This is a genomic window from Novosphingobium umbonatum (assembly GCF_004005905.1).
GTDB lineage: Bacteria > Pseudomonadota > Alphaproteobacteria > Sphingomonadales > Sphingomonadaceae > Novosphingobium > Novosphingobium umbonatum.
Window position 1 is genome coordinate 54,225 of record NZ_SACO01000001.1, and the last position, 22,353, is coordinate 76,577.

A 22,353-nucleotide genomic window follows, 5' to 3' on the forward strand; every position below is an offset into this window, starting at 1 on the left:
GACCGCATCACCATACTGATATTGTGACCCAAACCGCAAACGGCAAGACCGCCATCCTCGCCCAAGGCCTCACTCTCTCGCTTGGCAGTGCAGCAGAGGCTACCTCCATCCTCAAAGGTATCGACCTATCCGTGCCGCAGGGGCAGGTGGTGGCGCTGCTTGGCCCATCGGGCAGCGGCAAATCCAGCCTGATGGCGGTGTTAAGCGGCCTTGAACGCGCCAGCGGCGGGCAATTGAATGTGGGCGGAGCCGATTTCATGGGCCTGTCCGAGGATGGGCTGGCGCTGGCGCGGCGCGGGCGGATCGGGGTGGTGTTGCAGGCCTTTCACCTGTTGCCCACCATGAGCGCGCTGGACAATGTGATGACCGCGCTGGAACTGGCGGGCATTCCCGATGCAGAGGCGCGGGCGCAGGAGGAACTGGAAGCGGTGGGCCTTGGCCATCGCCTGCACCATTACCCCAGCCAATTGTCGGGCGGCGAACAGCAACGCGTGGCCATTGCCCGCGCCTTGGCCCCCCGCCCTGCGCTGCTGTTTGCCGATGAACCCACCGGCAATCTGGACACGGCCACCGGCGAGGCGATCATCGAGCTGATCCTTGCCCGCCGCGCCGAAACGGGAGCCACCTTGCTGATTATCACCCATGATGAGGCGCTGGCCCGCCGTGCGCAGCGCATCCTGCGCATTGCCGATGGGCGCATTGCTTCGGATATCGTCCAATGAGTTTAAGCTGGTCCGCCGCATGGCGCATCGCGCGGCGCGAATTGTCGGCGCGGTTCAAAGGGCTGCGGCTGCTGCTGGCCTGCCTGTTTCTGGGCGTGGGAGCCTTGGCGGCCATCGGCTCGCTCACCACCGCGATCAGTCAGGGTCTGGCGGCGAAGGGCCGGACCATTCTGGGCGGCGATGTGCAGATCACCGTGTGGCAACGCCCGTTTACGGTGGAGGAACGCAAGGCGCTCTCCGCCTATGGCACCTTGTCCGATGGGCAGCGGATGCAGGCCATGGCCAGCCATGCCGACAATGCCGCGCCGGTGCAGTTGAAGGCGGTGGATGCAGCATGGCCCCTGGTGGGCCGCCTCACCCTGTCCGATGGCCGACAAGTGGGCGCCCCGCCACAGGGCAGCGCATGGATCGCCAGCGGGGCCGCCGCGCGTCTGGGCCTCAAAGCCGGCGACCAATTCACCATTGCAGGCCAGCCTTTGCGCGTGGGCGGCATTATCGCCACCGAGCCCGATGGCTTGGGCGAAGGCTTTGCCCTAGGCCCCACGGTGATCGTGCCCATGGGCTTTCCCGATGCGGCGGGCCTGACCGCCACCGGCGCCATGTTCCGCAGCCGTTTGCGCATGGCCTGCGCCGCCACTTGCAACCCCCAAGCCATTGCCGATGCCCTGACCGCGCGCTTCCCCGAAGCGGGGCTGGACATCCGCACCCGCGACAAAGCCACGCCGGGCACCGAAAGCTTCATCACCCGCATGGGCGATTTTCTGGTGCTGTTGGGTCTGGCCGCGCTGCTCATTGCAGGGCTCGGCATTGGTGGCGGCACGGCCTCCTATCTGGAGGCGCGGCGCGGGGTGATTGCCACGTTGAAAGTGCTGGGCGCAACCAGCGGTGATATTGCCCGCATCTATGTGCTGCAAATTCTGGCGGCGGCGGGCGTGGGGGCGCTGGCGGGGCTGGCGGCGGGCGTGGCGATCCTGCCCTTGCTGGCGCGGCTGCTGGCCGATGTGCTGCCGGTGATGGATGGTCCGGTGCTGGCGCCCTGGGCGCTGTCGCGGGCGGCGCTATGGGGCCTGCTGGTGGCGCTGGTGTTTGCCGCGCCGCCCTTGGCCGCCGCACGCCATTTTCCCGCCATGGCCCTGCTGCGCGCCCGCGTGTCCCCCGTGGGAGGCTGGCGGCGCGGGGCCAGTCTGCCGGTGCTGGGCGGCGTGGCGGCGATTGTCGGCCTTGCCTTCCTTGGCGGGGGAGACAGCAAAACTACCGCCATTTTCCTTGGCGGCGCAGGTGCGGCCTTTGGCCTGCTGGGCGGTTTGGGCTGGCTGGTGCGTTGGGTGGCGGCGCATATGCCCCGCCCGCGCGGGGTGATCGCAAGGCAGGCTTTGGCCAATCTGCACCGCCCCGGCGCGCAAACCGGCAGGCTGGTCACCGCGCTGGGCTTTGGGCTCACCGCCTTTGTGCTGCTGGCGGTGGTGCAAACCAGTCTGGACGCCAATATTGCCGCCCGCGTGCCGCAAAAAGCCCCCGACTATTTCGTGATCGACCTGCAACCGCAGGATGAACCGGCCCTGCGCTCCATCGTCGAGCAATCGGCCAAGGGCGCAAGCGTCCGCAGCGTGCCCACCCTGCGCGGCGCGATCCTGAGCTATGGGCCAGAGGGCCAGCAGACACGCGTGTCCGATATGAAGGATATTCCGCAGGACGCATGGCAATTGAAGGGCGAACGCGGCCTGACTTTTGCCGATGACATCCCCGAAGGCAATGTCATCACCCAGGGCGCATGGTGGCCCAAGGGCTACAGCGGCGAGCCACTGGTGTCCATTGACGACAAGCTGGCCAGCGCCACCGGTCTGAAGGTTGGCGATCGCATCACGGTCGGCCTGCTGGGCGTGGAGCGCAGCGCGCGCATCGCCTCCCTGCGCCGCATCGACTGGCAAAGCTTTGGCTTCAATTATGTGCTGGTCTTTTCCCCGAATGCGCTAACCGGCGCGCCTTTCAAACTGGCTGCAACCGTCAACCTGCCCCCCTTCACCCCGACAAAGGGCGCCAAGGCCAATGACGGCCTGCTACGCGCCTTGACCAAAAGCTTCCCCACCGCCTCGGTGGTGGAGGTTGGCCCCTTGCTGCGCGATGCGCGCGGGTTGCTGACCCAATTGGCCAATGCCATTCTGGCCGCGGCCAGTGTCGCGGTGCTGGCAGGCATTGCCGTGTTGCTGGGCGCTTTGGCCGCCGCACGCGCCAGTCGCGCCTATGACAACACCATCCTGCGCGTGCTGGGCGCCAGCCAGCGGCAATTGCTGGGCCTGTTGCTGGCCGAATATGGCGCTTTGGCGCTGCTCTTGGCGCTGGTGGCGCTGGCTCTGGGCAGCGGGCTTGGCTGGCTGGTGGTGGTGCAGCTTTTCTCCTTTGACTTCATGCCCGATTGGGGAAGAGTGCTGATGGTACTGGGCGCGGGTCTGGCACTGGTCATGGCTTTCGCGCTGGGCGGTTCGCTGCCGGTGTTGCGCACGCGGCCTGCGGCGGCGCTGAGGGAATTGTGATGTTGAACCGTATTCCGGCCCTGCTGCTGACGGTCGCCAGCCCCGCGCTTCTGACGGGCAGCCCGCCACCCGTTTCGCCCGACCTGCCGGAATTGACCACCTGCGCCGCGCCCCCTGCCGACCAACCCACCCGCATATTCTATGCCGATGCGCAAAAGGGCGATGATGGCGGCGATGGCTCCGCCCGCCACCCGTGGCGCAGCCTGAATGCGGCCCTGCCCCGACTGCGCGCGGGCGATGCGCTTCGCCTGCGTGATGGGGATTACGGGCCATTACTGCTGCAAAACCGCTTCAACCCCGCCACCATCACCATCGAGGCGGACATCGAGGCTGGCAAGGGCGCCCATCCCCATATCGACCGCGTGATCATCGGCAATGCCTCGCACTGGCGCCTGCGCGGCCTGACCATCGCCCTACCTGATAATGGACAGCCCCTGCCCCCGCACAGCTATCTGGTATGGATCGGCCAACAGCACAGCGAGATCAGGCTGGAGAACAATAGGCTGGAATCCTATCCCAAGGCCGGATGGAGCCAGCAGGACTATCTGGCGCGCACCCCCTCGGGTATTCACGAGAATGGCTGGCCCTCGACGGGCTGCGTGTATCTGTCCGGCAACCGGCTGAGCAATGTCTCCACTGGCATCGCCAGCATCAATTCACGGCTAGTGTTCATCACCGGCAACCAGATCGACCGTTTCCTGCATGACGGGATCGATTTCGGATCATCCCATATGGTCATCACCGATAACCGGCTGACCAACCGCATCAATGCCGGCGACGCCAAGGCGGTGCATCCCGATTTCATGCAGGGCCAGCCACCGGGGGCTTTCGGCCCGACCCCCACGCCGGTTGCCGACATACGGATCGAACGCAACTTCGGCATCGTTCAAACCACCCCCGACCTGCCCTTTGCCCATCTGGCCGACCCCAGCTTTGTGGTGCAAGGCATCAATATCTTTGATGGCGACTGGACGCGCGTGGTGATACGCAACAATGTAATCATCACCCATGCCTTTCACGGCATCACCTTGATGGGCGCGCATGACAGCCAGATCGTGAACAACACCGTGATCAGTGATGGATCGAGCGAGCGCACCCTGCCATGGATCGGCGTCTATCCGTCCAAGCCCGAAACCGGCTCTACGCCTTCCAGCAATGTGCTGGTGGCCAATAATATCAGCAGCGGCTTGCATATAGAGGCAGGCAGCCGCGCGATTACCGTCGCGCATAATCTGGTGCTATCCGGCTTTGGCAAGGCGCGCTGGATCTATTGGCCCATGGGCAAGGATGAGGTGATGACGGCGCAGTTGCAACCGGGCGCCTATGGCGCGGGCAATGTCATCGATCCGCGCCCCTATGCCGCCATCTTCCGCCGCCATGATCCGGCCACGGCCAGCTATGATGCGCGGCTGAAGGCAGGGCCACCCATGATCGGCGCTTTTGCCCAAACCCGCTAAACCGGCCCCCAACGGGACAGACACTTGCCGCAGCCCCCGCGCTTGCGCACTTGCCGGCTTGCGCTTGCGCACTTGCCGTTTGCCCGCGCATCGTATAGGGGCGCGCCATGTTGCGGCGCGTCATGCGCCAGTCTCCTGACGGGCCTGCGCGCCCCCCGAAAGAAAGCCGACCCATGTCCGCCCCGCTGCCTCTGCGCAATATTGCCATTATCGCCCACGTTGACCACGGCAAAACCACGCTGGTCGACCAGCTTTTCCGCCAATCCGGCACCTTCCGCGACAACCAGCGCGTCGAAGAACGCGCCATGGACAGCAACGATCTTGAAAAAGAACGCGGCATCACCATTCTGGCCAAGCCCACCTCGGTGGAATGGAATGGCGTGCGCATCAACATCGTCGACACCCCCGGCCACGCCGACTTCGGTGGCGAGGTGGAGCGCATCCTCTCGATGGTCGACGGCGTGATCCTGCTGGTGGACAGTTCCGAAGGCGCCATGCCCCAGACCAAGTTCGTGACCGGCAAGGCGCTGGCGCTGGGTCTGAAGCCGATCGTGGTAGTCAACAAGGTCGACCGTCCCGACGAGCGCATCCAGGAAGTGCTGGACGAAGTGTTCGACCTGTTCGTCAGCCTCGAAGCCACCGACGAACAGCTTGATTTCCCCGTCCTTTACGCCTCGGGCCGCAATGGTTACGCCAGCGACGACATGAACCGCCGCGAAGGCACGCTGGAACCCATGTTCCAGCTGATCGTCGACCACGTTCCCCCGCCGAGCCTGGAAGTCGACGCCCCCTTCACCTTCCTCGCCACCCTGCTGGACCGCGACAACTTCCTTGGCCGCGTGTTGACCGGCCGCGTGCAGTCGGGCGTCATCAAGGTGAACGACCCCATCCGCGCACTGGATATGGACGGCAATGTGATCGAAACCGGTCGCGCTTCCAAGATCATGTCCTTCCGCGGCCTTGACCGCGTGCCCGTGGACGAGGCCCGCGCTGGCGACATCATCTCGCTGGCCGGTCTGTCGGTGGCCACCGTGGCCAACACGATTGCCGCACCCGAAGTGACCGATCCGATCAAGGCCCAGCCGATCGATCCGCCGACCCTGTCGATGCGCTTTGCCGTGAACGATTCGCCCATGGCCGGCCGCGAAGGCACCAAGGTGACCAGCCGCATGATCCGCGACCGTCTGGAGCGCGAAGCCGAATCCAACGTCGCCATCAAGATCACCGAAAGCGCCGAAAAGGACAGCTTCGACGTGGCCGGTCGCGGCGAACTCCAGCTGGGCGTTCTGATCGAAACCATGCGCCGCGAAGGCTTCGAACTGGGCATCAGCCGCCCCCGCGTGCTGTTCGGCACCGATGAAAACGGCGCCCGCACCGAGCCTTATGAAACCGTCGTGGTGGACGTGGATGATGAATTCTCGGGCACCGTGGTGGAAAAGATGGCCCTGCGTAAGGCCGAAATGACCGACATGCGCCCCTCGGGCGGCGGCAAGACCCGCATCATCTTCACCGCCCCTTCGCGCGGCCTGATCGGTTACCACGGCGAATTCCTGTCCGACACGCGCGGCACCGGCATCATGAACCGCCTGTTCGACAAATATGGCCCCTACAAGGGCAAGATCGAAGGCCGCAAGAATGGCGTGCTGATCTCGAACGGCGCCGGTGAAGCCAATGCCTATGCCCTTGGCCCGCTGGAAGAACGCGGCATCCTGTTCGTGGGCGTGGGCGAAGCACTGTATGAAGGCATGATCGTTGGCGAAAACGCCAAGCCGGAAGACCTTGAAGTCAACCCGATGAAGTCCAAGCAGCTGACCAACTTCCGCGCCAGCGGCAAGGACGATTCCATCCGTCTGACCCCGCCCAAGGTGATGACGCTGGAACAGGCCATCGCCTATATCGACGAAGACGAAATGGTCGAAGTCACGCCCAAGAACATCCGCATCCGCAAGGCTGTTCTGGACCCCAACGAACGCAAGAAGCTCAGCCGCAAGAAGGACTCTTAAGTCCTTTCGCGCTGATCTAGCGGGATAAAAAAGGCCGGAGGAGCAGGGATGCTCTCTCCGGCCTTTTTGCTGCGCCTTGGTCAAGCTGAACCGCAGGGATCATTTCCGTTCATCCCACGTTGAACCGCATAGGTGCAATTTACCTGCAAACAGGGTGCAAACAGGAGAGTCCCCCATGCGCAACATCATCAAGCTGACCGCCATCGCCACCGCGCTTTCCGTGGTCGCCGCCCCCATCATGGCTGAAGCCCGCCCCGCCAAACGCGTCGTCAAAGTCTGCCGCAAATCCAGCGGCACCGCCGGCCTGATCGCCGGTGGCGCTGGCGGCGCGGTCCTTGGTCACGCGCTGGGCGGCGGTGCGCTGGGCATCGCTGCCGGTGCCGTCGGCGGAGCTTTCGGCGGCCGCGCCATCGACCGCAGCCTTACGGCGAAAAAGCGTTGCCATTTCGAGGAAGTGCGCCGCCGGTAAGTCTGGCGCTGTTGTCGCTGACGAGCCTGTCTGGTCCGTCAGCGCGCCTTATCCTTTGGGGCGGTCAGAAAGCCTTCAGCCTCCATCCAGCTCAAAAACGCGGGCAGCCAATTATCCGTCGTATTGCCATGGCGATCCGCGCCAAAACCATGCCCGCCGCGCTGATAGAGATGGGTTTCAGGCCGATAGCCTGCCTGATACAATGCGTCATAATAAAGCCTAAATCCGAAACCGGCCACCACATCATCCTGTGCAAGAACCATAAAATGCGGCGGCAAGGCATCAGGCGCAGGCGTTGGGCGCGGTTGTAGCCAAGGCTCCTTGGGCGTTCCGGCCGGGAAAGGCAGGTTGGCGGAAGGCATAGCCGGTGCAGGATTGCGGAATGGCATACCATATATCAACCCCGCGAAAGCCGGACGTTGCGCCGGATCGCGATGCAGCGCCGTCATGCCCGCCACATGACCGCCCGCCGAAAAACCAACCACGCCAATCCGCTTGGGGTCCACACCATAGCTGGCCGATTTCGCACGGATCTGGCGGAGCGCTTCCTCGCCATCGGCGGCACCGGCATCGCCCGCCATGCCATTGGGCATCGTGGCCTGCACCCGCTGACGCATCTGCTCCACACTCTCGCCCGGTTTCAACCAGACGGTGCGGTATTTCAGCACAAAGCCCGCCACGCCATGCTCGGCCAGCCATTGCGCCACAGCAGTGCCTTCGCTGCGCATGGACAGGAAACGAAAGCCACCGCCCGGCGCGATCACCACGCCCGCGCCGGTGGCCTTGCCACGCGGCGGCAGAAATGCCTGATAGGTCGGCATGGTGACATTAAACAAATGCTCGCCCCCCATCTGCGGATCTTCGGGCGTGCCGACAGGAGCGCTGCCAGGCCAGTCGGGCAAAGCCATGCTGCCTGCCTGCCAAACCGTCTCTGCAGGCCGTACCTCCACTACCGGCTTGGCTGCAACCGGTGAACCACCACTCAAACTCCCCACCAGAGCAAAGGTAGCAAACCCCAATCGACGAATAGCTGACACAGATGTCTCCCTTGGCGGCAAAGAAACAAAGCTATTCCGGCGTTGACCGTCGATAACCATTATCCCAAACCCCATCCGTCAGGCGGGAAAACCGCCCACCCCTTTGCCACGCTCATCCCACGTGCAAAAGCATGGTTGGCGCGAATGGTGATTCCATTTATGGCCGCCGCTTGTCATAACAGGCGTAGCGTACATGCCGCGACCTAAACCATACCGGAGGAACCAGAAGTCTTTGTGAGTGCCACCCCAAGCCCCTCACCGGCCAAAAGCCGCGCGCCGCTGCAAGGGCGCAGCAAGGCCTCGTTGGAACGCATGCTGGCAACCGCGCGCGATCTGATGCTGGAACGCGGCAATGAAGATTTCACGCTGCAAGAGGTCAGCAAGCGCGGGAAAGTGTCGATCGGCTCGATCTATCTGCGTTTTTCCAGCAAGGACAGCCTGGTCATGGCCGTGCTGGAACAGACGATGCAGCAATTGGCCGCCGATGAAACCGCGATGATCGAGCGGCTGAAAACCGACTGCCAGGACTTGCCCGATTTCGTCACCAGCTATGTCGAGGATTATGCCGAAATCCTGCGCTTGCATGCGCCTTTGCTGCGTCTAACCATGCTGCGCGCCGAACATGATGTCGAAATTTCCACCATGGGCAAACAGGCCGCCGCCCGCGCGGTGCGTCAGGCTGTCGAGGCCTTTCTGGCCTTTGGCGAGGAAATCCGCACGCCCGATCCGGCGTTGAGCGCGGCCTCGGCCCATCACATCATCTTTGCCACCTTGGCCCGCCAGTTGAGCCTTGGTTCTACCGGCGAATCCATCGCCAATTATGACTGGGCGGTGTTGAAGCGCGAATTGACGCGCATGTGCATCGCCTATCTGATTTCGGCCTGAACGAGAAAAGGCGGCAGGTTGCCCGCCGCCTTTCCCTTTTGATCGCAAGCCTGATCAGGCCGCCACAACCGGCTCACCCGCCAGAATACGGCGGCACATGGCCTGGTGGCGGCGTACCTGTTCAAAGGCGTCCACCGCGCAATAGGCATGGCCTTCCCATTCGGAAACGATCGTGCCGGTGAAACCGCCATCGCGGAAGATCGGCAGGATGTCCTCATAGGGAATGGCCTCTTCGACGCCCTCGTTGCTGACGCCATAGAACTTGCCGTGGATGTGAATGGTGCGGTCGACCATCTCGGCCCAGCTTTGCGGATCATTGTTCGACAGGATGAAGAAGGCCAGCGTGCAGGCCTGCACATGGGCCAGTTCATAGCCCTTGTCCTGCGCAATGGCGCGCAGTTTGCCCGCCTTGACATAGGAGGCTTCGGGCCCTTGCCAGATATCCTTGGTGGCATCGATCAGCGCTTCGGGCGTACCGATGGCGCGGGCCGCATCCAGCAGGCTGGGCGGAATGGCGCGGGCGGTGCCGCCGAAATCGGGAATCCAGCCCAGAGCGGGCGAGTTCAGCTTTTCATAGACCTCGCGATATTCCAGCACGGCGGGGTGGCCTGCCCACATCGGGGCATGGACCTCGACGCCCATCGGCATTTCGATATCTTCACAGAAAGGCGCCAGTTCGGACAGCAAATGCGCGGGCAGCGCGAATTGCGAACGGGTCAGTTTGAAGCCCATCTTCTTGGCGCTGCGGATCTGGCGCTTGTGATATTCGACCAGATCAGCGTCATCGATCGGCTGTTGGCCCGGCTTCATGAAACGGTCCGAATTGATCGCGCAAGACACCGCGTTCAGCCCGTGCTTGGCGATCAGATCCTTGAAATAGGATGCGAAATCATCCGAGACATCGGGAAATTCCTTGAAGGACTGGAACCCGATGATCTCGATATTGGGGCCAAGACCGCGCTTGGCCACTTCGCCCAGCAGGCCATCGAGATCAAACTGGCGCGTCAGCCATTCATTGGTGAAAGCATAAAGCGTAACGCCCACCTGCGGGCCGGTAACAGTGGTCATGGTCTGGCTCCTCTCAGGCGACGGTCAAAGTGGCGGTCATCGGGTTCACGCGGGTCATGCCCGGAATATAGGGCGGGCTGATGTTGATCACGAGGCTGACCTCATGGCTGTCATCGGCCTTCACCGCGACATTGGGCAACACCAGAAAGGCGCTGTCGCGCACGAACCAGAACGCATTGGTCTGCTCGCCAATCTCGGCCAGCGGAAAGCTCTGGTCGTCAAATTCGACCACCGCGTCGGACAGGTCGATATCGGCCCCGTCCAGCTTCACGCTGGCCACCTGAACCACCGAGAAAGGCAGCGAGCGATACCATGGCAGGCGCATCGCCAACCTTGCTCCGCGCTCCGTGGCTTCCAGCCCTTCCTCTCCGATAATCCGCTCTACCGGCAGCATCCTGCTATCCCCTTATTGATGTGATGGATGTCGATTAATTGGAATGCGACTTCTAATTGAAGCTTGACAGGCGGTCAAGCCATGTGCTGAATAAAAACGAATGAGTGTTCTACTATCAAAACGGGTTCAAGCGGGGACAGGATGGCACATTTCGACTATATCATCGTAGGGGCAGGCTCGTCGGGCTGCGTGCTGGCCAACCGGCTCAGCGCCGATCCGCGCAACCGCGTGCTGCTGATCGAGGATGGCGGCGATAACCAGCATCCCTTTATCAAGATGGCTGGCGGCTTCGTCAAAATCATGGGCAAGCCGGATTATTTCCGCAGCTTTCCCGTGGTGCAGCAACCGGGCCGCCGCCCCGAAAGGCAGGCCTATGGGCGCGGCCTTGGGGGTTCTTCGGCCATCAATGGCACATGGTATTTGCAGGGCGTTCCGGCCGATTATGACAATCTGGCCAAGCACGGCCTGTCGGGCTGGGGCTGGGACGAAATCAGCCGCTGCTATAAGTCGTTTGAAAACTATCGTGCCCCCGGTGCTCATGCCGGTCGTGGCCGCGATGGCGAATTGCAAATCACGCCTTCCACCTACAAATCGCCCGTGTTCGACGCGATTGCCGAGGCTTTAGGCACGCTGGGCGCGCCCTGGGTGGATGATGTGACCACGCCCAATGTGCCCTGCGCGGGCCGCACGCAATATACTGTGGACCGCAAAGGCCAGCGCGCGTCAAGCTATGAGGCCTTTGTCGCCCCCATCCGCAACCGGCCCAACCTCACCATCATGACCTATGCGGCGGTGAAGAAAGTGCTGATCGAAAATGGTCGCGCCACCGGCGTTCTGGTCGAACAAAATGGCGCGGAACAGACGATCCTGACTGATGGCGAAGTGATCCTGTCCGCAGGCGTTTTCGGTTCGCCGCAATTGCTGCAACTGTCGGGCGTTGGTCCGGCAGAAGCCTTACAAAAGCTGGGCATCGCCGTGTTGCGGGATTTGCCACAAGTGGGCCGCAATCTGGTGGATCACAACAAGATGGGCATTTCCTTCGACCTGCACAACAATCCGGGCACCAACCGCGAATTCATCGCCCCGCGCCTCTATTTTAACGCTTTGCGCTATTTCGTCACCCGCACCGGCCCGCTGGCCCGCGTCGGCCTGCCGATCACCGCGCTGGTGTCCAGCAAGGGCGTGGAAAGCAACTGGCCTGATTTCCAGCTGGCGGGCGCGGCCTTTGCCATGCGCACCGTGCAGGAAATGACCACCAAGCCCGGCAGCCCGATCAGCGACCGCCCCGGCATCACGTTCTCCGCCTATCACCTGCGCCCGCGCAGCCGTGGCACGGTCACGCTCACCTCGCCCGATTTCCGCGAGGCGCCTTTGATCGATCCGGCGATCTGGACCGATCCCTATGATCAGGAAAAGTCGGTCGAGCTGTTCAAACTGCTGCGCCGCCTTGCCGGTTCGGCTTCGCTATCGCCCTATGTCGGCAATGAGCGCATCCCCGGCGTGGAAGTGCAGGCCGAGGACGACATTGTGGCCGCCGTGCGCCAGATGGTGGAGCCGGGCCTGCATGGCATGGGCACCTGCGCCATGGGCAAGGATGCCGCCAATTCGGTGACCGATGACCGCTGCCGTGTGCATGGCGTGGCGGGCCTGCGCGTGGTCGATTGCTCGATCATGCCGGAGGCGGTATCGGGCAACACCAATGGCCCCGCCATGGCGATTGGGGCCCGCGCGGCCGAGCTTATTCTGGCCGACCGCCCGCGTTAATTGGCGCGCAGCACAGACCAAAAGAAACCCGCGCCGGACAGCTCCGGTGCGGGTTTTCTTGTGCCCTTTGCCCCGCCGGAAAAGACGGGGCTGTGGGTTAATCTCAGGCCGCTGCGGCCAGATCGCGGATATAGGCCAAGGCATCGGGCGTAGAGGCCAGCGTGGGATAGCATTCCACGCCGATCACGCCGGTATAACCCGATTGCCGGATCAGACCCAGCAGCGCAGGCCAATCCTGCGCGCCAACGCCGGGCTGCCCACGACCGGGCGCATCGGCAATCTGGATATGCTCGATCAGGCTGGCATGCTGGGCCAATTGCTCGGCGGGATCCTCGCCCTCCACAATCGAGTGGTAGAGGTCATAGAGCAGGCGCACGCGCTGGGATTGCACGGCGTTGATCACGGTGACCGCGTCAATCGTCTGGCTGAACAGGACGCCCGGATGGTCCACCCGCGTGTTCACCGCTTCCAGAATGGCGGTCACGCCCAGTTCCTCGGCAATGGGCACGATGCCAGCCACCGCCTCGGCCACATGGGCCAATTGCACCGCGCGCTTCATAAAGGGCACACCCGGCCCCGACCCGACAACCACATTGGGGCAGCCCAAAGTGACCGCATCCTCGGCGGCCTGCCGGAACAGATCGCGGAAAGTGCCATGGGTTTCCTTGTTGAACAGCTGCGTGCGCGGATCGGCCAGCAGGCTCATCATCTGCACGCCATGATCGGCCAGCGCCTTGGCCAGCGAAGGCACATCGCGCCCGCTGGTGAAAAACATCTCCACCTTGCGATAGCCAGCGGCAGCGGCGGCGGCGATGCGGTCTTCTAATCGCTCGCCCGCTTCCTGAAACATATATTCGATATTGACCGACAGCTCGAAAGCCATGAGGCATCCTTTCGTGATAGGGAGATTTAGTCTGCGTCGAACATGCGCGAAGGCAGGTTGAACGCCATGACAATGCAGGCCAGCAGCAGCAGTTCGATGGCCGCCAAGCCCGCCAGAGCCGGACGGACAGACACCGCGAAATAGAGGCTGCCGATCAAGGCCACGCCCAAAGCGCTGCCCAATTGCTGGGTGGTTTTCATCATCGCGCTGGCCGAACCGGCATGGTCGCGGTCCACCTTGGAAACGGCAATCGGCCCGATGCAGCCCACCGTCATGCCCATGCCTGCGCCGGTCATCACCAGCAGTGCCCCCACCAGCGCCCATGGCCATTGGCCGACCGTGGAACCATAAAGCACCCCTGCACAGGCAGGCACCATCATGCTGGCCCCCACCACCGGCACAAGGCGGCCGAAACGGGGCAGATAGCTGCGGCTCATCACGCCAATGCCGAACATCGCGCCAAACCCATAGGGCATGTGCAAGAGGCCGGTGAACAAGGGCGACTGGCCACGTTCGGCCTGTAGCGCAAAGGCAAAGACCAGCAGGAAACCCGCTGTCAGCGCGCTGAAAGTGATCGACAGGGCCAGCCCCTTGCGAAAGGTGGGAATGGCAAACAGCGCCGGATCGAACAGGGCAGACTGCCCCCGATCCACCCGCCGCGCCACATGGCGCCAACCGGCCCAGACCAGAGGCGGCACGGCCAGCATGGTGATAAAATGCCCTGCGCCACGCCCAGCCTCGCCCGCACCGATCAAAGGCCAGAACAGCGCCGCCATGGCCAGACCGAACAGAGCCATACCTGTCAGGTCATAACCCGCAGGCCGTCCCGAACGCGCCTCGGGCAGGAACACCAGCCCCGCGATGACCGCGCCCAGCCCCACCGGCAGGTTGATCAGAAACACCACGCGCCAGCCCAGATCGAACAGATTGGCCTCAATCAGAATACCGCCCAGAATTGGCCCCGCAATCGAGGCCAGCCCGCCAATAATGCCAAACATCGCCATGCGCGACACGCGCTCCAGCGGGTCGAACAGAACCTGCACCAGCGCCATGGCTTGGGGCGCCATCACCGCGCCCGCCGCGCCCTGCAACAGGCGGGCGCCCACCAATTGGGTGCCGGTGGTCGCCAATCCGCAAGCCGCCGAGGCCAGCGTGAAGCCGATCACCCCCCAGAGGAACATCCGGCGATAGCCAAAGGAATCCCCCAGCCTGCCGCCCGCCATCAACAGCAGCGCGAAAGCCAGCGAATAGCCCGCCACGATCCATTGCGAGGCCTGACTATTGGCCCCCAGACTGGCCTTGATCGCGGGCAGCGCGGTGTTGACGATCGTCATATCGACAATCTCCAGCACCAGCGCGATGACCAGCGTGATCAGCGCCAGCGTCTTCTGACGTGGCGAAAGGCGGGCAATATCGGGCATGGCTCAGATCTTGCCTTCGCGCAGCATGGATACCGCGGCATGGGCCGCCCGCGCGGTCAGCGCCATATAGGTCAGCGAGGGGTTCTGGCAGGCGCTGGAGGACATTTGCGCGCCATCGGTGACGAACAAATTGGCCACCTCATGCGCCTGACTCCATTTGTTGAGCACGCTGCTGGCCGGATCATGGCCCATACGCGCCCCGCCCATTTCATGGATCGCCGCACCGCCCGCACCGGGCCGATCCGAACCGAACAGCACCTTGCCACCCGCTGCGGTCAGCATTTCGGAAGCTTCGGCCTTGGCCTGCGCCAAGGCGGCCAGTTCTTCCTTGCCAAAGGCAAAGTCGATTTTCAGCTGCGGCAGGCCATTGGGATCGGTCTTGGTCCGGTCCAGCGTCAGACGGTTGCTGGCACGCGGCACGCAATCGGCAAAGCTGGCCAGCACCATCCGCCACGGGCCGGGGCGACGCAAAGTTTCCTTATAATCCGCGCCAATGCCCGCCATGCGGTTGCCCTGCGTCCATGTGCTTTGCAAGGCGCCACCCTGGAAAGAGAAGCCGCGCGTATGGCCCACGCCATCCATCACATCCATATTGCGATAACGCGCCAGAACCACGCCGGTCGGGCGGTTGCCAAAGGTGGTATGCATTTCAAATCCGGGCATGATCGCGGCCGCCGCCAAAGTATTGGCATGGTCCATGATATGGGTGCCCAACACGCCGCTGCCATTGGCAAGGCCGTTTTCCATACCCGCCTGCGCCGAATTGAGCAGGATATGCACCGAGTTAAACGCGCCCGCATTGAGGAACACCAGACGCGCACTGGCCTGCTTGCGGGTGCGGGTTTTGGTGTCCAGATAATGCACCGCCGTCACGCGGCGGGTGGCCGGATCATAGGCCAGCTTTTCCACCACGGCATCGGTGATCACGGTCAAATTACCGGTCTTCATCGCGGCGGGCAGCGTACTGGATTGCGTGGAGAAATAGGCACCAAACGAACAACCCCGCGCACAGATCGAGCGGTTCTGACAGGCATTGCGCGCCTCGTCGGGCTTGGCCTCGGTCAGATTGGCGGTGCGGCCAATCGTCACGCAACGTTCGGGCCAGCGCTTGGCGATTGCCTCGCGCACATGCTGTTCCACCACGTTGAGCGCCATGGGAGGCTGGAACTGCCCGTCGGGCAATTGCTTCAAGCCTTCCTTCGCGCCGGAGACACCGATGAAGCTCTCCACCTTGTCATACCAGGGCGCCAGATCGGCATAGCGGATCGGCCAGTCGGTGCCATGCCCGTCGCGCGCATTGGCCATGAAATCATAATCGGACCAGCGATAGCATTGCCGCCCCCAAGTCAGCGAGCGCCCGCCCAGCTGATAGGAGCGGAACCAGGTAAAATCGGTGCCCTCGCCGGTCTGATAGGGGTTTTGCGCGTCATTGACGAAATGGGGCTGGGTAAATTCGGTGAAATGGCGATTGCGCTTTTGCACCGCATATTCGGCGTCATACAGGTCGCTGTCGCCCTCGCCACGGAAGGGCATATCCCATGGCATTTTCCATTCGGTGGCATAATCCTGCTGGTGGTTGATCTCGCGGCCACGCTCGATCATCAACACTTTCAACCCCGCTTCGGCCAGTTCCTTGGCAGCCCATCCACCGCTGATGCCCGAACCCACGACAATTGCATCAAAATCCATCGTCTCTCTCCCCAATCCGCTTAACCGAAATCCACGCCGGTCCAGTCGCTGGAATAGGCGCGGTCAGAGGGTTTCAGGGGAAGGTCGGGGTCAAAACGCCCCGGAACATGCACATAGTTCAGCTCTTTCGAGCCGCCCACTTCGCTGGTGTAATAGCCGGTCAGGATCAGCTTTTTGATCGCCTTCCACGGATGCCAGCCCGCCTTGGGATCAAAGGCCTGCGCGTCCAGCGCGGCCAGCACGGCATGGCGGCGAGCCGGTGGCTGGGCCATGAAGGGCGCGCCGGCGGCCTGATCGAGCGCTGCCTTGAGCCAACCGACATAATCCAGCCTGCCATCGGCGCCCACATGCGCGGCCACGCCTTCAGGCAGGGTCTTGGGCAAAGCCCCATGGCTGCCCGCCAGACCATGCGCCAAACCCAGCAGCACAAAGGCGCCCACGCCAACTTCGCCTGCCCCCGGCGTGGTGCTGCGCGGGATCACCAATTGCGATACTTCACGCAGCAGGAGGTGGCGCGGGCTGGTCGCCTGCTTGTGGCTGGTTTGCGCTGCCTGCGCCAGTGATGGGGCTGCGGCGGCAAACAGCGCCAAGCCTGCAACAAAATCGCGGCGGGCCAGTCGGTAATCCGAAATCGGCATCGGGGACTTGCTCCAGAAAAACGGCAGGGCGGACCTGCTCCTCACAGGACCGCCCCACCTCACAATAAAGGGCTCAGGCCCGCATCAGAACTCCACACCCAGACGCACGCCATAGGTACGCGGCGGAGCAAACTGGAAGTTATAGATATTGGCGATGCCGGGCACCACCGTATTGCCGGCATAGGCCAGCGAGCGGTAATTCTCGACATTGCGGACAAAGGCCTGAATGTTGAAATGCTTGCTTTCCGGCTTGTAGGTCACGCTCAAATCCGACTGGGTGCGCATGTCCTGATGGCTGGAGGCATAATTGTAGAAGTCGAGGTAATAGTCGCCCTTGACGCGGGTGAAGGCCGAAGCCGTCAGCGTGCCTGCCGAACCCAGATGGAACACGTGGTCATAGCCCAAGGTCAGCACGAAATTGGGCGTCTGGGGCAGACGGCGACCCGCCAGATTCATCGTCAAAGGCGCCGAAGGGCCAGTGCCGATATTATAGGGCGAAACGCTGGCGATGAAATCCGTATAGGTGGCATGCAGCAGGTTGAGCGAGCCGTTGATCGTATCATCGGGCGACAGGCGCAAAGTGGTATCCACTTCCAGACCATAGATCTTGGCCTTGCCCGCGTTGAAGGTCTGCCCACCCACCGTAGGGTTGAGCAGAACGTCATTCTGCAGATCCTTGTAGTCATAATAGAAACCGGCAAAGTTCAGGATATGGTCGCCCAGCTTCAGCTTGGCGCCGCCTTCATAGGCCGTATTGGTTTCAGGACGGAACTGCGTGCCCGCGCCGTCAAAGCCGCCCGCCTTATAGCCGGTCGACACCTTGCCATAGATCAGCGTGGCGCCATTGGGCTTGTAATTGAGGCCCGCCGCCCAGGTGAACTTGCCGCCCGAATATTTGAGCATCGTGGTCGAGGAAGGCTGCGTGGTCAGCTCGATCGGCCCGCTTCCAAAAGCGAAGGCATAGTTCTGGAACGCTCCGTCACGCTCGTCCTGCGTATAGCGCGCGCCGCCAACAGCGGTCAGCTTGTCGCTCAAGGGTACTTCCACCTGACCAAAGGCCGAATAGCTCTTGGTCAGCGTGGGATGGCGGAAATAGTTCACATAGGAACCTGTGGCCCCCACGAAGGGCGTATAGAGACCGCCATTGGTGTTCTGCTTCTCGTTGAAATAGAACAGGCCGCCCTGCCATTGCACACCGCCGGTGGTGCCGTTCAGACGCAATTCGTGGCTCTGCGTTTTCACAAGGCCGCCAAAATTGGTGAAATAGAAGGCTGGCGAGAGCGTGTTCCCGCCGGTCACCTTGGAGTCACGATAGCCGCCAGTATAGGTCAGCGTGGCAAAGCCCATGTCATAGGCAGCCCGGCCACGCAGGGCCGTCGCGATCAAATGCGTGCGCCCCACGCCAATGACCGGCGAATTATAGGTGCTGCGGTCTTTGCCTACCAGAACGTCGATGTTGTAAGGCAGACAGCTGATCCCGCCAGTGCGCGCGGCAAAGGCAGTCCAGCCATTGAGACAGGCGCTGGTGCTGGTGCCCGGATTATAGGCCGTGCCGGTCATATCCGCCCACATTTGTGCAGCAGGGATGACGGTCTGCTCGACATGTTCGGCCGAGGCGTCGATCACCAGACCCGAGGCAGGCTTCAACCGCAGGCTGACACGGCCGCCGCCGGTGTTGTCATTGTCCGAACGGTTCGACTGCGAAACCGCCAGCGCCGAGGTCGGGCTGAAGGGCGTGTTGGGATGGTAGTTGTAGCCATCATGCGAGCGATAGAAGCCCGCCACGCGCACCGCCGCCACATCGCCCAGCACCAGATCAACGCCCGCCTCGGCATGCACGGCGTTGAAATTGCCATAGGTGATGCCGCCCGACACCGAATTGGTCACCCCCGGCTTGCGGGTCACGAAATTCACCGCGCCGCCGGTCGAGTTGCGGCCGTAAAGCGTACCCTGCGGACCGCGCAGCACTTCGACGCGGTCAATGTCGAAAATGGCGGTGTTAAGCAGGGTGGGACGATTGATATATTCGCCGTCAATATTGATGGCGATCGACTGGTCCTGCGCCTCATTGTTCGACAGCGTGCCCACACCGCGCACGGTAACGCGGGTGTTGTTCGTATCGCTGGTGATATTAAGCGCGGGCGAAACGCGCTGGACCGAGGTAAAATCGGTTACGCCCTTGGCCTGCAGGGCCGAACCGGAAATCACCGAGATGGCGATCGGCACATTCTGCACGTTTTCCTTGCGGTTCTGGGCGGTCACAATGATTTCGACATCGCCATTGGCCGGCTTCTGCTGGGCCATGGCGGGCGAAACCGGCGCCAAAGCAGCGCCGCACAGCAACAGCGAGAGATAAGTCCTTTTGGTCATCAAGCATCCTCCCATGGAAACCGTGCCAGGGCTTTTTGCCCTGCGCACTAATTGGAACCAAGGTTATTGTTCACCCGATGGGCTGTCAAGAATTTAAATTCCAATTTGAACGATGGCAAAACGCCTGCGACAAGGTGGCCACACCACAGCCAAAACCACCCCGCGCAGGCGCCTTTGGAGGGAAACTTTACATCAGGCCCAGATTGCCACCGGCCTTGGCATAGGCCTTGAACGCCGCGAATCTTTCGGGCGAGGAGACCACCACGCCCATGCCTTTGCGATCACCGATCTGCATCGCGCGCAGGTCATCGGCGCGGCCAACCGGTTGCCAGACGCCATTCACGCCCGACGGATTGCCCTTGCGCATATAGGCAAGCAACAGATCCTGCCATTGGCGGCTGATCCGTTGATCCTGCGCGGAGAAACTACGCCCGCCCAACCCCAGATTGCCGAAAATATAGGGCAGTTGGGACGAGTGGAAAGCGCCGAAACCAACACCCCCCGGCTTGGCGGGATAGGCGTGGTCATAGAGATAGGCGTAGACCGGCTGCCCACTCGCTGCCTTGCGCGCCTCTGCCCATAGCAGCAGGCCGCTCATATAGCGATCCCGCGCCACCAACAGGTTAGAGGCGCGCACCTCCTCCGGCGTGGCATGGGGGTAAAGCGCCAGCAATCTGTCGGCAAAGCTGCCATAGCGGCCCTTCAGCGCCTGTTCGAAACGTTCCGGCGTGTCCACCGAAGGATCGATCATTTCCGCGCCGTTAAAACCGCTCATCAAGGGCACTCTATTGACCACCGGCTTGCCTACCAGCGTGGGATCATGGGGCAGCACTGCGCCATCGACGTTGGGCACATAGACCAGACCCGGCCCCTTGCCCGAAGCATCGGGAATAGCCTTGGTAGCCTCCACCAAAGCATCGGCGGGCATGGCGCGCATCTCGGCGGCGCTCTGCTTGCCCAGTCGCGCCCAAAGTTCCACGCCAACCTGTTCAGCCTTAACCAAGGGCGGCGTGTCCACCGCCATGCTGGCACCGCTCAAGGCAAAGGCCTTGGCAAACAGCCCCTTGGCCAGAGGTGAAACCAGCAGGTCGCCCACCGAAGCCGCCCCCGCCGATTCACCGGCCAGCGTAATATTGGCCGCATCGCCGCCAAAGCTTCCCACATGGGCGCGCACCCATTTCAGGGCCTCGATCTGGTCCAGCAGGCCATAATTGCCCGAGACATGGCGCGGTGATTCCGCCGATAGCACAGGATGGGCGGCAAAACCGAAAACGCCCACGCGATACTGGATCGTAACCACCACCACGCCGCGCTGTGCCAAGGCTGCACCGTCATAGATCGGCACATTGGCCCCGCCCCCGCCAAAGCCGCCGCCATGGATAAACACCAGCACCGGCAGACCTTTACCCGCGCCCGCAGGCCGCCACACATTGAGCGTCAGGCAATCCTCGGCAAAGGGTGTGGGCGCGATAAATTCGGCCGAATAGGGCCCCCAACCCGCGCCACCATCGGCCTGATAACAGGCTGGCCCCGATTTGCCCGCATCACGGATGCCCTGCCACGCTTTGACTGGAACCGGCGCGCGCCACCGCAATTCTCCCTCCGGCGCCTGCGCATAGGGAAGGCCCAGAAAAGCCTCTACCTTACCCTTCGCCACACCTTCCACGCGCCCCAAACCGGTGTGTACCACCGGCCCTGCCAAAGCTGGCGCGGCGATCGAAAAGGACATGAAAGCAGAAGCCAGTGCCAGCCAGCGGTGACCTTTGGTCATGAAAATCTCTCCCAATGATTTTCATAAATAGTATTTGCGTTCCAATACCTGGTCAAGCCAGCCATTCCCCGCTTGACGCCACACCGCACAAATGCGAACCTTCATTCCATAAAGTAGCGACAGGATAAGTCGCCAGGCAAACGGGCCCGATCCACGGGCTGCACCGGGGCCGCCGATTGGGAGATCGACGTGCCATTCATGCCCTTTGCGCCAAGCGCGCCCTTCTCCCCATCCCGAACACGCAACATGGCCGCAACCAAGACGGCCTGATCCAAGGAGAGTGAGGATGAAGAAACTGTTGGGCGCGGCCTTTGCCGCCTGTATCATGGGCACCAGCCTGCCCGCCGCCGCGCAAGTGATCGTCACCATCGATTACCGCCCGCCCGAAACCGTGCAACGCGTGGCGATTCCGGTAAACCCCAAGGAGGACCGGCTTAAAGTCCTGATCATCTCTGGCCGCAATTCCTATGAGCATGACTGGACCGGCGTGAACAATATGCTGCGCAACATGATGCAGGACAGCAAGCGTTTCGACGTCCGCATCACCGAGGATTTCGACCAGGGCACGCTGGCCACGCTCAAGGCCTATGATGTGGTGCTGCTCAATTATTCCAGCCGCTGGAACTATGCCGATCCGGTGCAACATGTCTGGTCGGACGCCGCTTTCAAGGCGCTTTATCAATATGTCAGCGAAGGCGGCGGGCTAGTGGCCTATCACTCCTCCTTTACCTGGGGACGCGACATTCCCGAATATAAGCGCCTGATCGGCGGCGCAATGGAACCGGGCAGCAGCCGCCGCGCACCTCCCGGAGCCTTTCCCGTCCATTTGGTCGACCGCGACCATCCGATCACCGCAGGCATGCGCGAATTCGTCTGGACCTATAATGATGACATGTAAACCAATATGGCCGTGGACCCGCAGGCCCGCATCCATGTGCTGGCCACCGCGCATGATGCCTCGGCCGCCTATGACCCGCGCCTGACCGGCCCGAAATATCCGGCCGCCGCCTATACACCAGACAAGTTGAAGGCCATGAAGGGCATGGACGCCGACCACCCGCAAGTGTGGACCGCCGATTATGGCAAGGGCCGCGTCTTTTCGATCACACTCGGCCATGACGAGGTATCGCTGCATTTCCAGCCCTTGCAAACGCTGATCCTGCGCGGCACCGAATGGGCGGCCAGCGGCAAGGTGACTTTGCCCGTGCTGGAGGAAGCCAAGGATTATCCGGTCAAATAAGCCCATCACCA

Annotated in this window: 16 protein-coding genes and 1 pseudogene; 8 read left to right on the plus strand and 9 right to left on the minus strand. The window is 62.4% G+C overall.

All coding sequences use genetic code 11. The features are described 5' to 3' along the window. Nucleotides 1-23 precede the first annotated feature (23 nt). The 5 genes from EOE18_RS00190 (at nucleotide 24) to EOE18_RS00210 (ending at nucleotide 7,182) form a co-directional block, all read left to right on the plus strand. A complete protein-coding gene (locus tag EOE18_RS00190) occupies nucleotides 24-722 on the plus strand; it encodes an ABC transporter ATP-binding protein (protein ID WP_246027173.1) in 699 nt (232 codons plus the stop codon). Further along, nucleotides 719-3,253: an ABC transporter permease gene (locus EOE18_RS00195; RefSeq protein ID WP_127705032.1), complete on the plus strand. Its 2,535-nt coding sequence runs from the start codon at nucleotides 719-721 to the stop codon at nucleotides 3,251-3,253. Before EOE18_RS00190 ends, EOE18_RS00195 begins: the two co-directional genes overlap by 4 nt. Further along, nucleotides 3,253-4,710 carry a right-handed parallel beta-helix repeat-containing protein gene (locus EOE18_RS00200; RefSeq protein WP_127705033.1) on the plus strand — a complete coding sequence of 486 codons (1,458 nt, stop codon included), beginning with the start codon at nucleotides 3,253-3,255 and terminating at the stop codon, nucleotides 4,708-4,710. Before EOE18_RS00195 ends, EOE18_RS00200 begins: the two co-directional genes overlap by 1 nt. A gap of 185 nt (nucleotides 4,711-4,895) precedes the next feature. Then, nucleotides 4,896-6,713 (plus strand): translational GTPase TypA, encoded by a 1,818-nt coding sequence (typA, locus tag EOE18_RS00205; protein WP_127705775.1) that lies wholly within the window; start codon nucleotides 4,896-4,898, stop codon nucleotides 6,711-6,713. A gap of 175 nt (nucleotides 6,714-6,888) precedes the next feature. Further along, nucleotides 6,889-7,182 carry a hypothetical protein gene (locus EOE18_RS00210; protein ID WP_127705035.1) on the plus strand — a complete coding sequence of 98 codons (294 nt, stop codon included), beginning with the start codon at nucleotides 6,889-6,891 and terminating at the stop codon, nucleotides 7,180-7,182. 38 nt (nucleotides 7,183-7,220) lie between these two features. Here EOE18_RS00210 and EOE18_RS00215 read toward each other — a convergent pair whose 3' ends face one another. Further along, entirely contained in the window at nucleotides 7,221-8,090 is an 870-nt protein-coding gene (locus tag EOE18_RS00215; RefSeq protein WP_127705037.1) for an alpha/beta hydrolase, read from the minus strand. Nucleotides 8,091-8,453: 363 nt separating this feature from the next. Here EOE18_RS00215 and EOE18_RS00220 point away from each other — a divergent pair, with 363 nt between their 5' ends. Beyond that, on the plus strand, nucleotides 8,454-9,104 hold the full coding sequence (locus tag EOE18_RS00220; protein WP_246027174.1) for a TetR/AcrR family transcriptional regulator: 651 nt from the start codon (nucleotides 8,454-8,456) through the stop codon (nucleotides 9,102-9,104). A 54-nt stretch (nucleotides 9,105-9,158) separates the two neighbouring features. Here the strand turns inward: EOE18_RS00220 and EOE18_RS00225 are convergent, their stop codons facing one another. Both EOE18_RS00225 and EOE18_RS00230 read right to left on the minus strand, forming a co-directional pair. Next, nucleotides 9,159-10,172, minus strand: a complete 1,014-nt coding sequence (locus EOE18_RS00225; RefSeq protein ID WP_127705039.1) for a sugar phosphate isomerase/epimerase family protein — start codon at nucleotides 10,170-10,172, stop codon at nucleotides 9,159-9,161. Nucleotides 10,173-10,185: 13 nt separating this feature from the next. Further along, complete coding sequence (locus EOE18_RS00230) at nucleotides 10,186-10,566, minus strand: C-glycoside deglycosidase beta subunit domain-containing protein (RefSeq protein WP_127705041.1); 381 nt, start codon at nucleotides 10,564-10,566, stop codon at nucleotides 10,186-10,188. Nucleotides 10,567-10,707: 141 nt separating this feature from the next. Between EOE18_RS00230 and EOE18_RS00235 the strand changes: the two genes are divergently transcribed. Then, nucleotides 10,708-12,330, plus strand: coding sequence for a GMC family oxidoreductase (locus EOE18_RS00235; RefSeq protein WP_127705043.1), 1,623 nt, complete (start codon nucleotides 10,708-10,710; stop codon nucleotides 12,328-12,330). Nucleotides 12,331-12,433: 103 nt separating this feature from the next. On the opposite strand, the gene EOE18_RS00240 is transcribed toward EOE18_RS00235, so the two are convergent. The 6 genes from EOE18_RS00240 to EOE18_RS00265 form a co-directional block, all read right to left on the minus strand. After that, nucleotides 12,434-13,213 (minus strand): TIM barrel protein, encoded by a 780-nt coding sequence (locus EOE18_RS00240; protein WP_127705045.1) that lies wholly within the window; start codon nucleotides 13,211-13,213, stop codon nucleotides 12,434-12,436. 26 nt (nucleotides 13,214-13,239) lie between these two features. Next, the gene (locus tag EOE18_RS00245; RefSeq protein ID WP_127705047.1) at nucleotides 13,240-14,634 is read right to left on the minus strand and encodes an MFS transporter; all 1,395 of its coding nucleotides are present in this window, start codon (nucleotides 14,632-14,634) and stop codon (nucleotides 13,240-13,242) included. Between the two features lie 3 nt (nucleotides 14,635-14,637). Next, nucleotides 14,638-16,323 (minus strand): FAD-dependent oxidoreductase, encoded by a 1,686-nt coding sequence (locus EOE18_RS00250; protein WP_127705049.1) that lies wholly within the window; start codon nucleotides 16,321-16,323, stop codon nucleotides 14,638-14,640. 20 nt (nucleotides 16,324-16,343) lie between these two features. Then, the gene (locus EOE18_RS00255; RefSeq protein ID WP_246027175.1) at nucleotides 16,344-16,961 is read right to left on the minus strand and encodes a gluconate 2-dehydrogenase subunit 3 family protein; all 618 of its coding nucleotides are present in this window, start codon (nucleotides 16,959-16,961) and stop codon (nucleotides 16,344-16,346) included. 84 nt (nucleotides 16,962-17,045) lie between these two features. Beyond that, the gene (locus EOE18_RS00260) at nucleotides 17,046-19,331 is read right to left on the minus strand and encodes a TonB-dependent receptor (RefSeq protein ID WP_127705051.1); all 2,286 of its coding nucleotides are present in this window, start codon (nucleotides 19,329-19,331) and stop codon (nucleotides 17,046-17,048) included. A gap of 187 nt (nucleotides 19,332-19,518) precedes the next feature. Further along, nucleotides 19,519-21,102, minus strand: a complete 1,584-nt coding sequence (locus tag EOE18_RS00265) for a carboxylesterase/lipase family protein (protein WP_246027176.1) — start codon at nucleotides 21,100-21,102, stop codon at nucleotides 19,519-19,521. Between the two features lie 325 nt (nucleotides 21,103-21,427). On the opposite strand from EOE18_RS00265, the pseudogene EOE18_RS00270 reads away from it, so the two are divergent. Beyond that, a pseudogene (locus EOE18_RS00270) lies at nucleotides 21,428-22,342 on the plus strand (ThuA domain-containing protein). The last annotated feature ends 11 nt before the right edge of the window (nucleotides 22,343-22,353 follow it).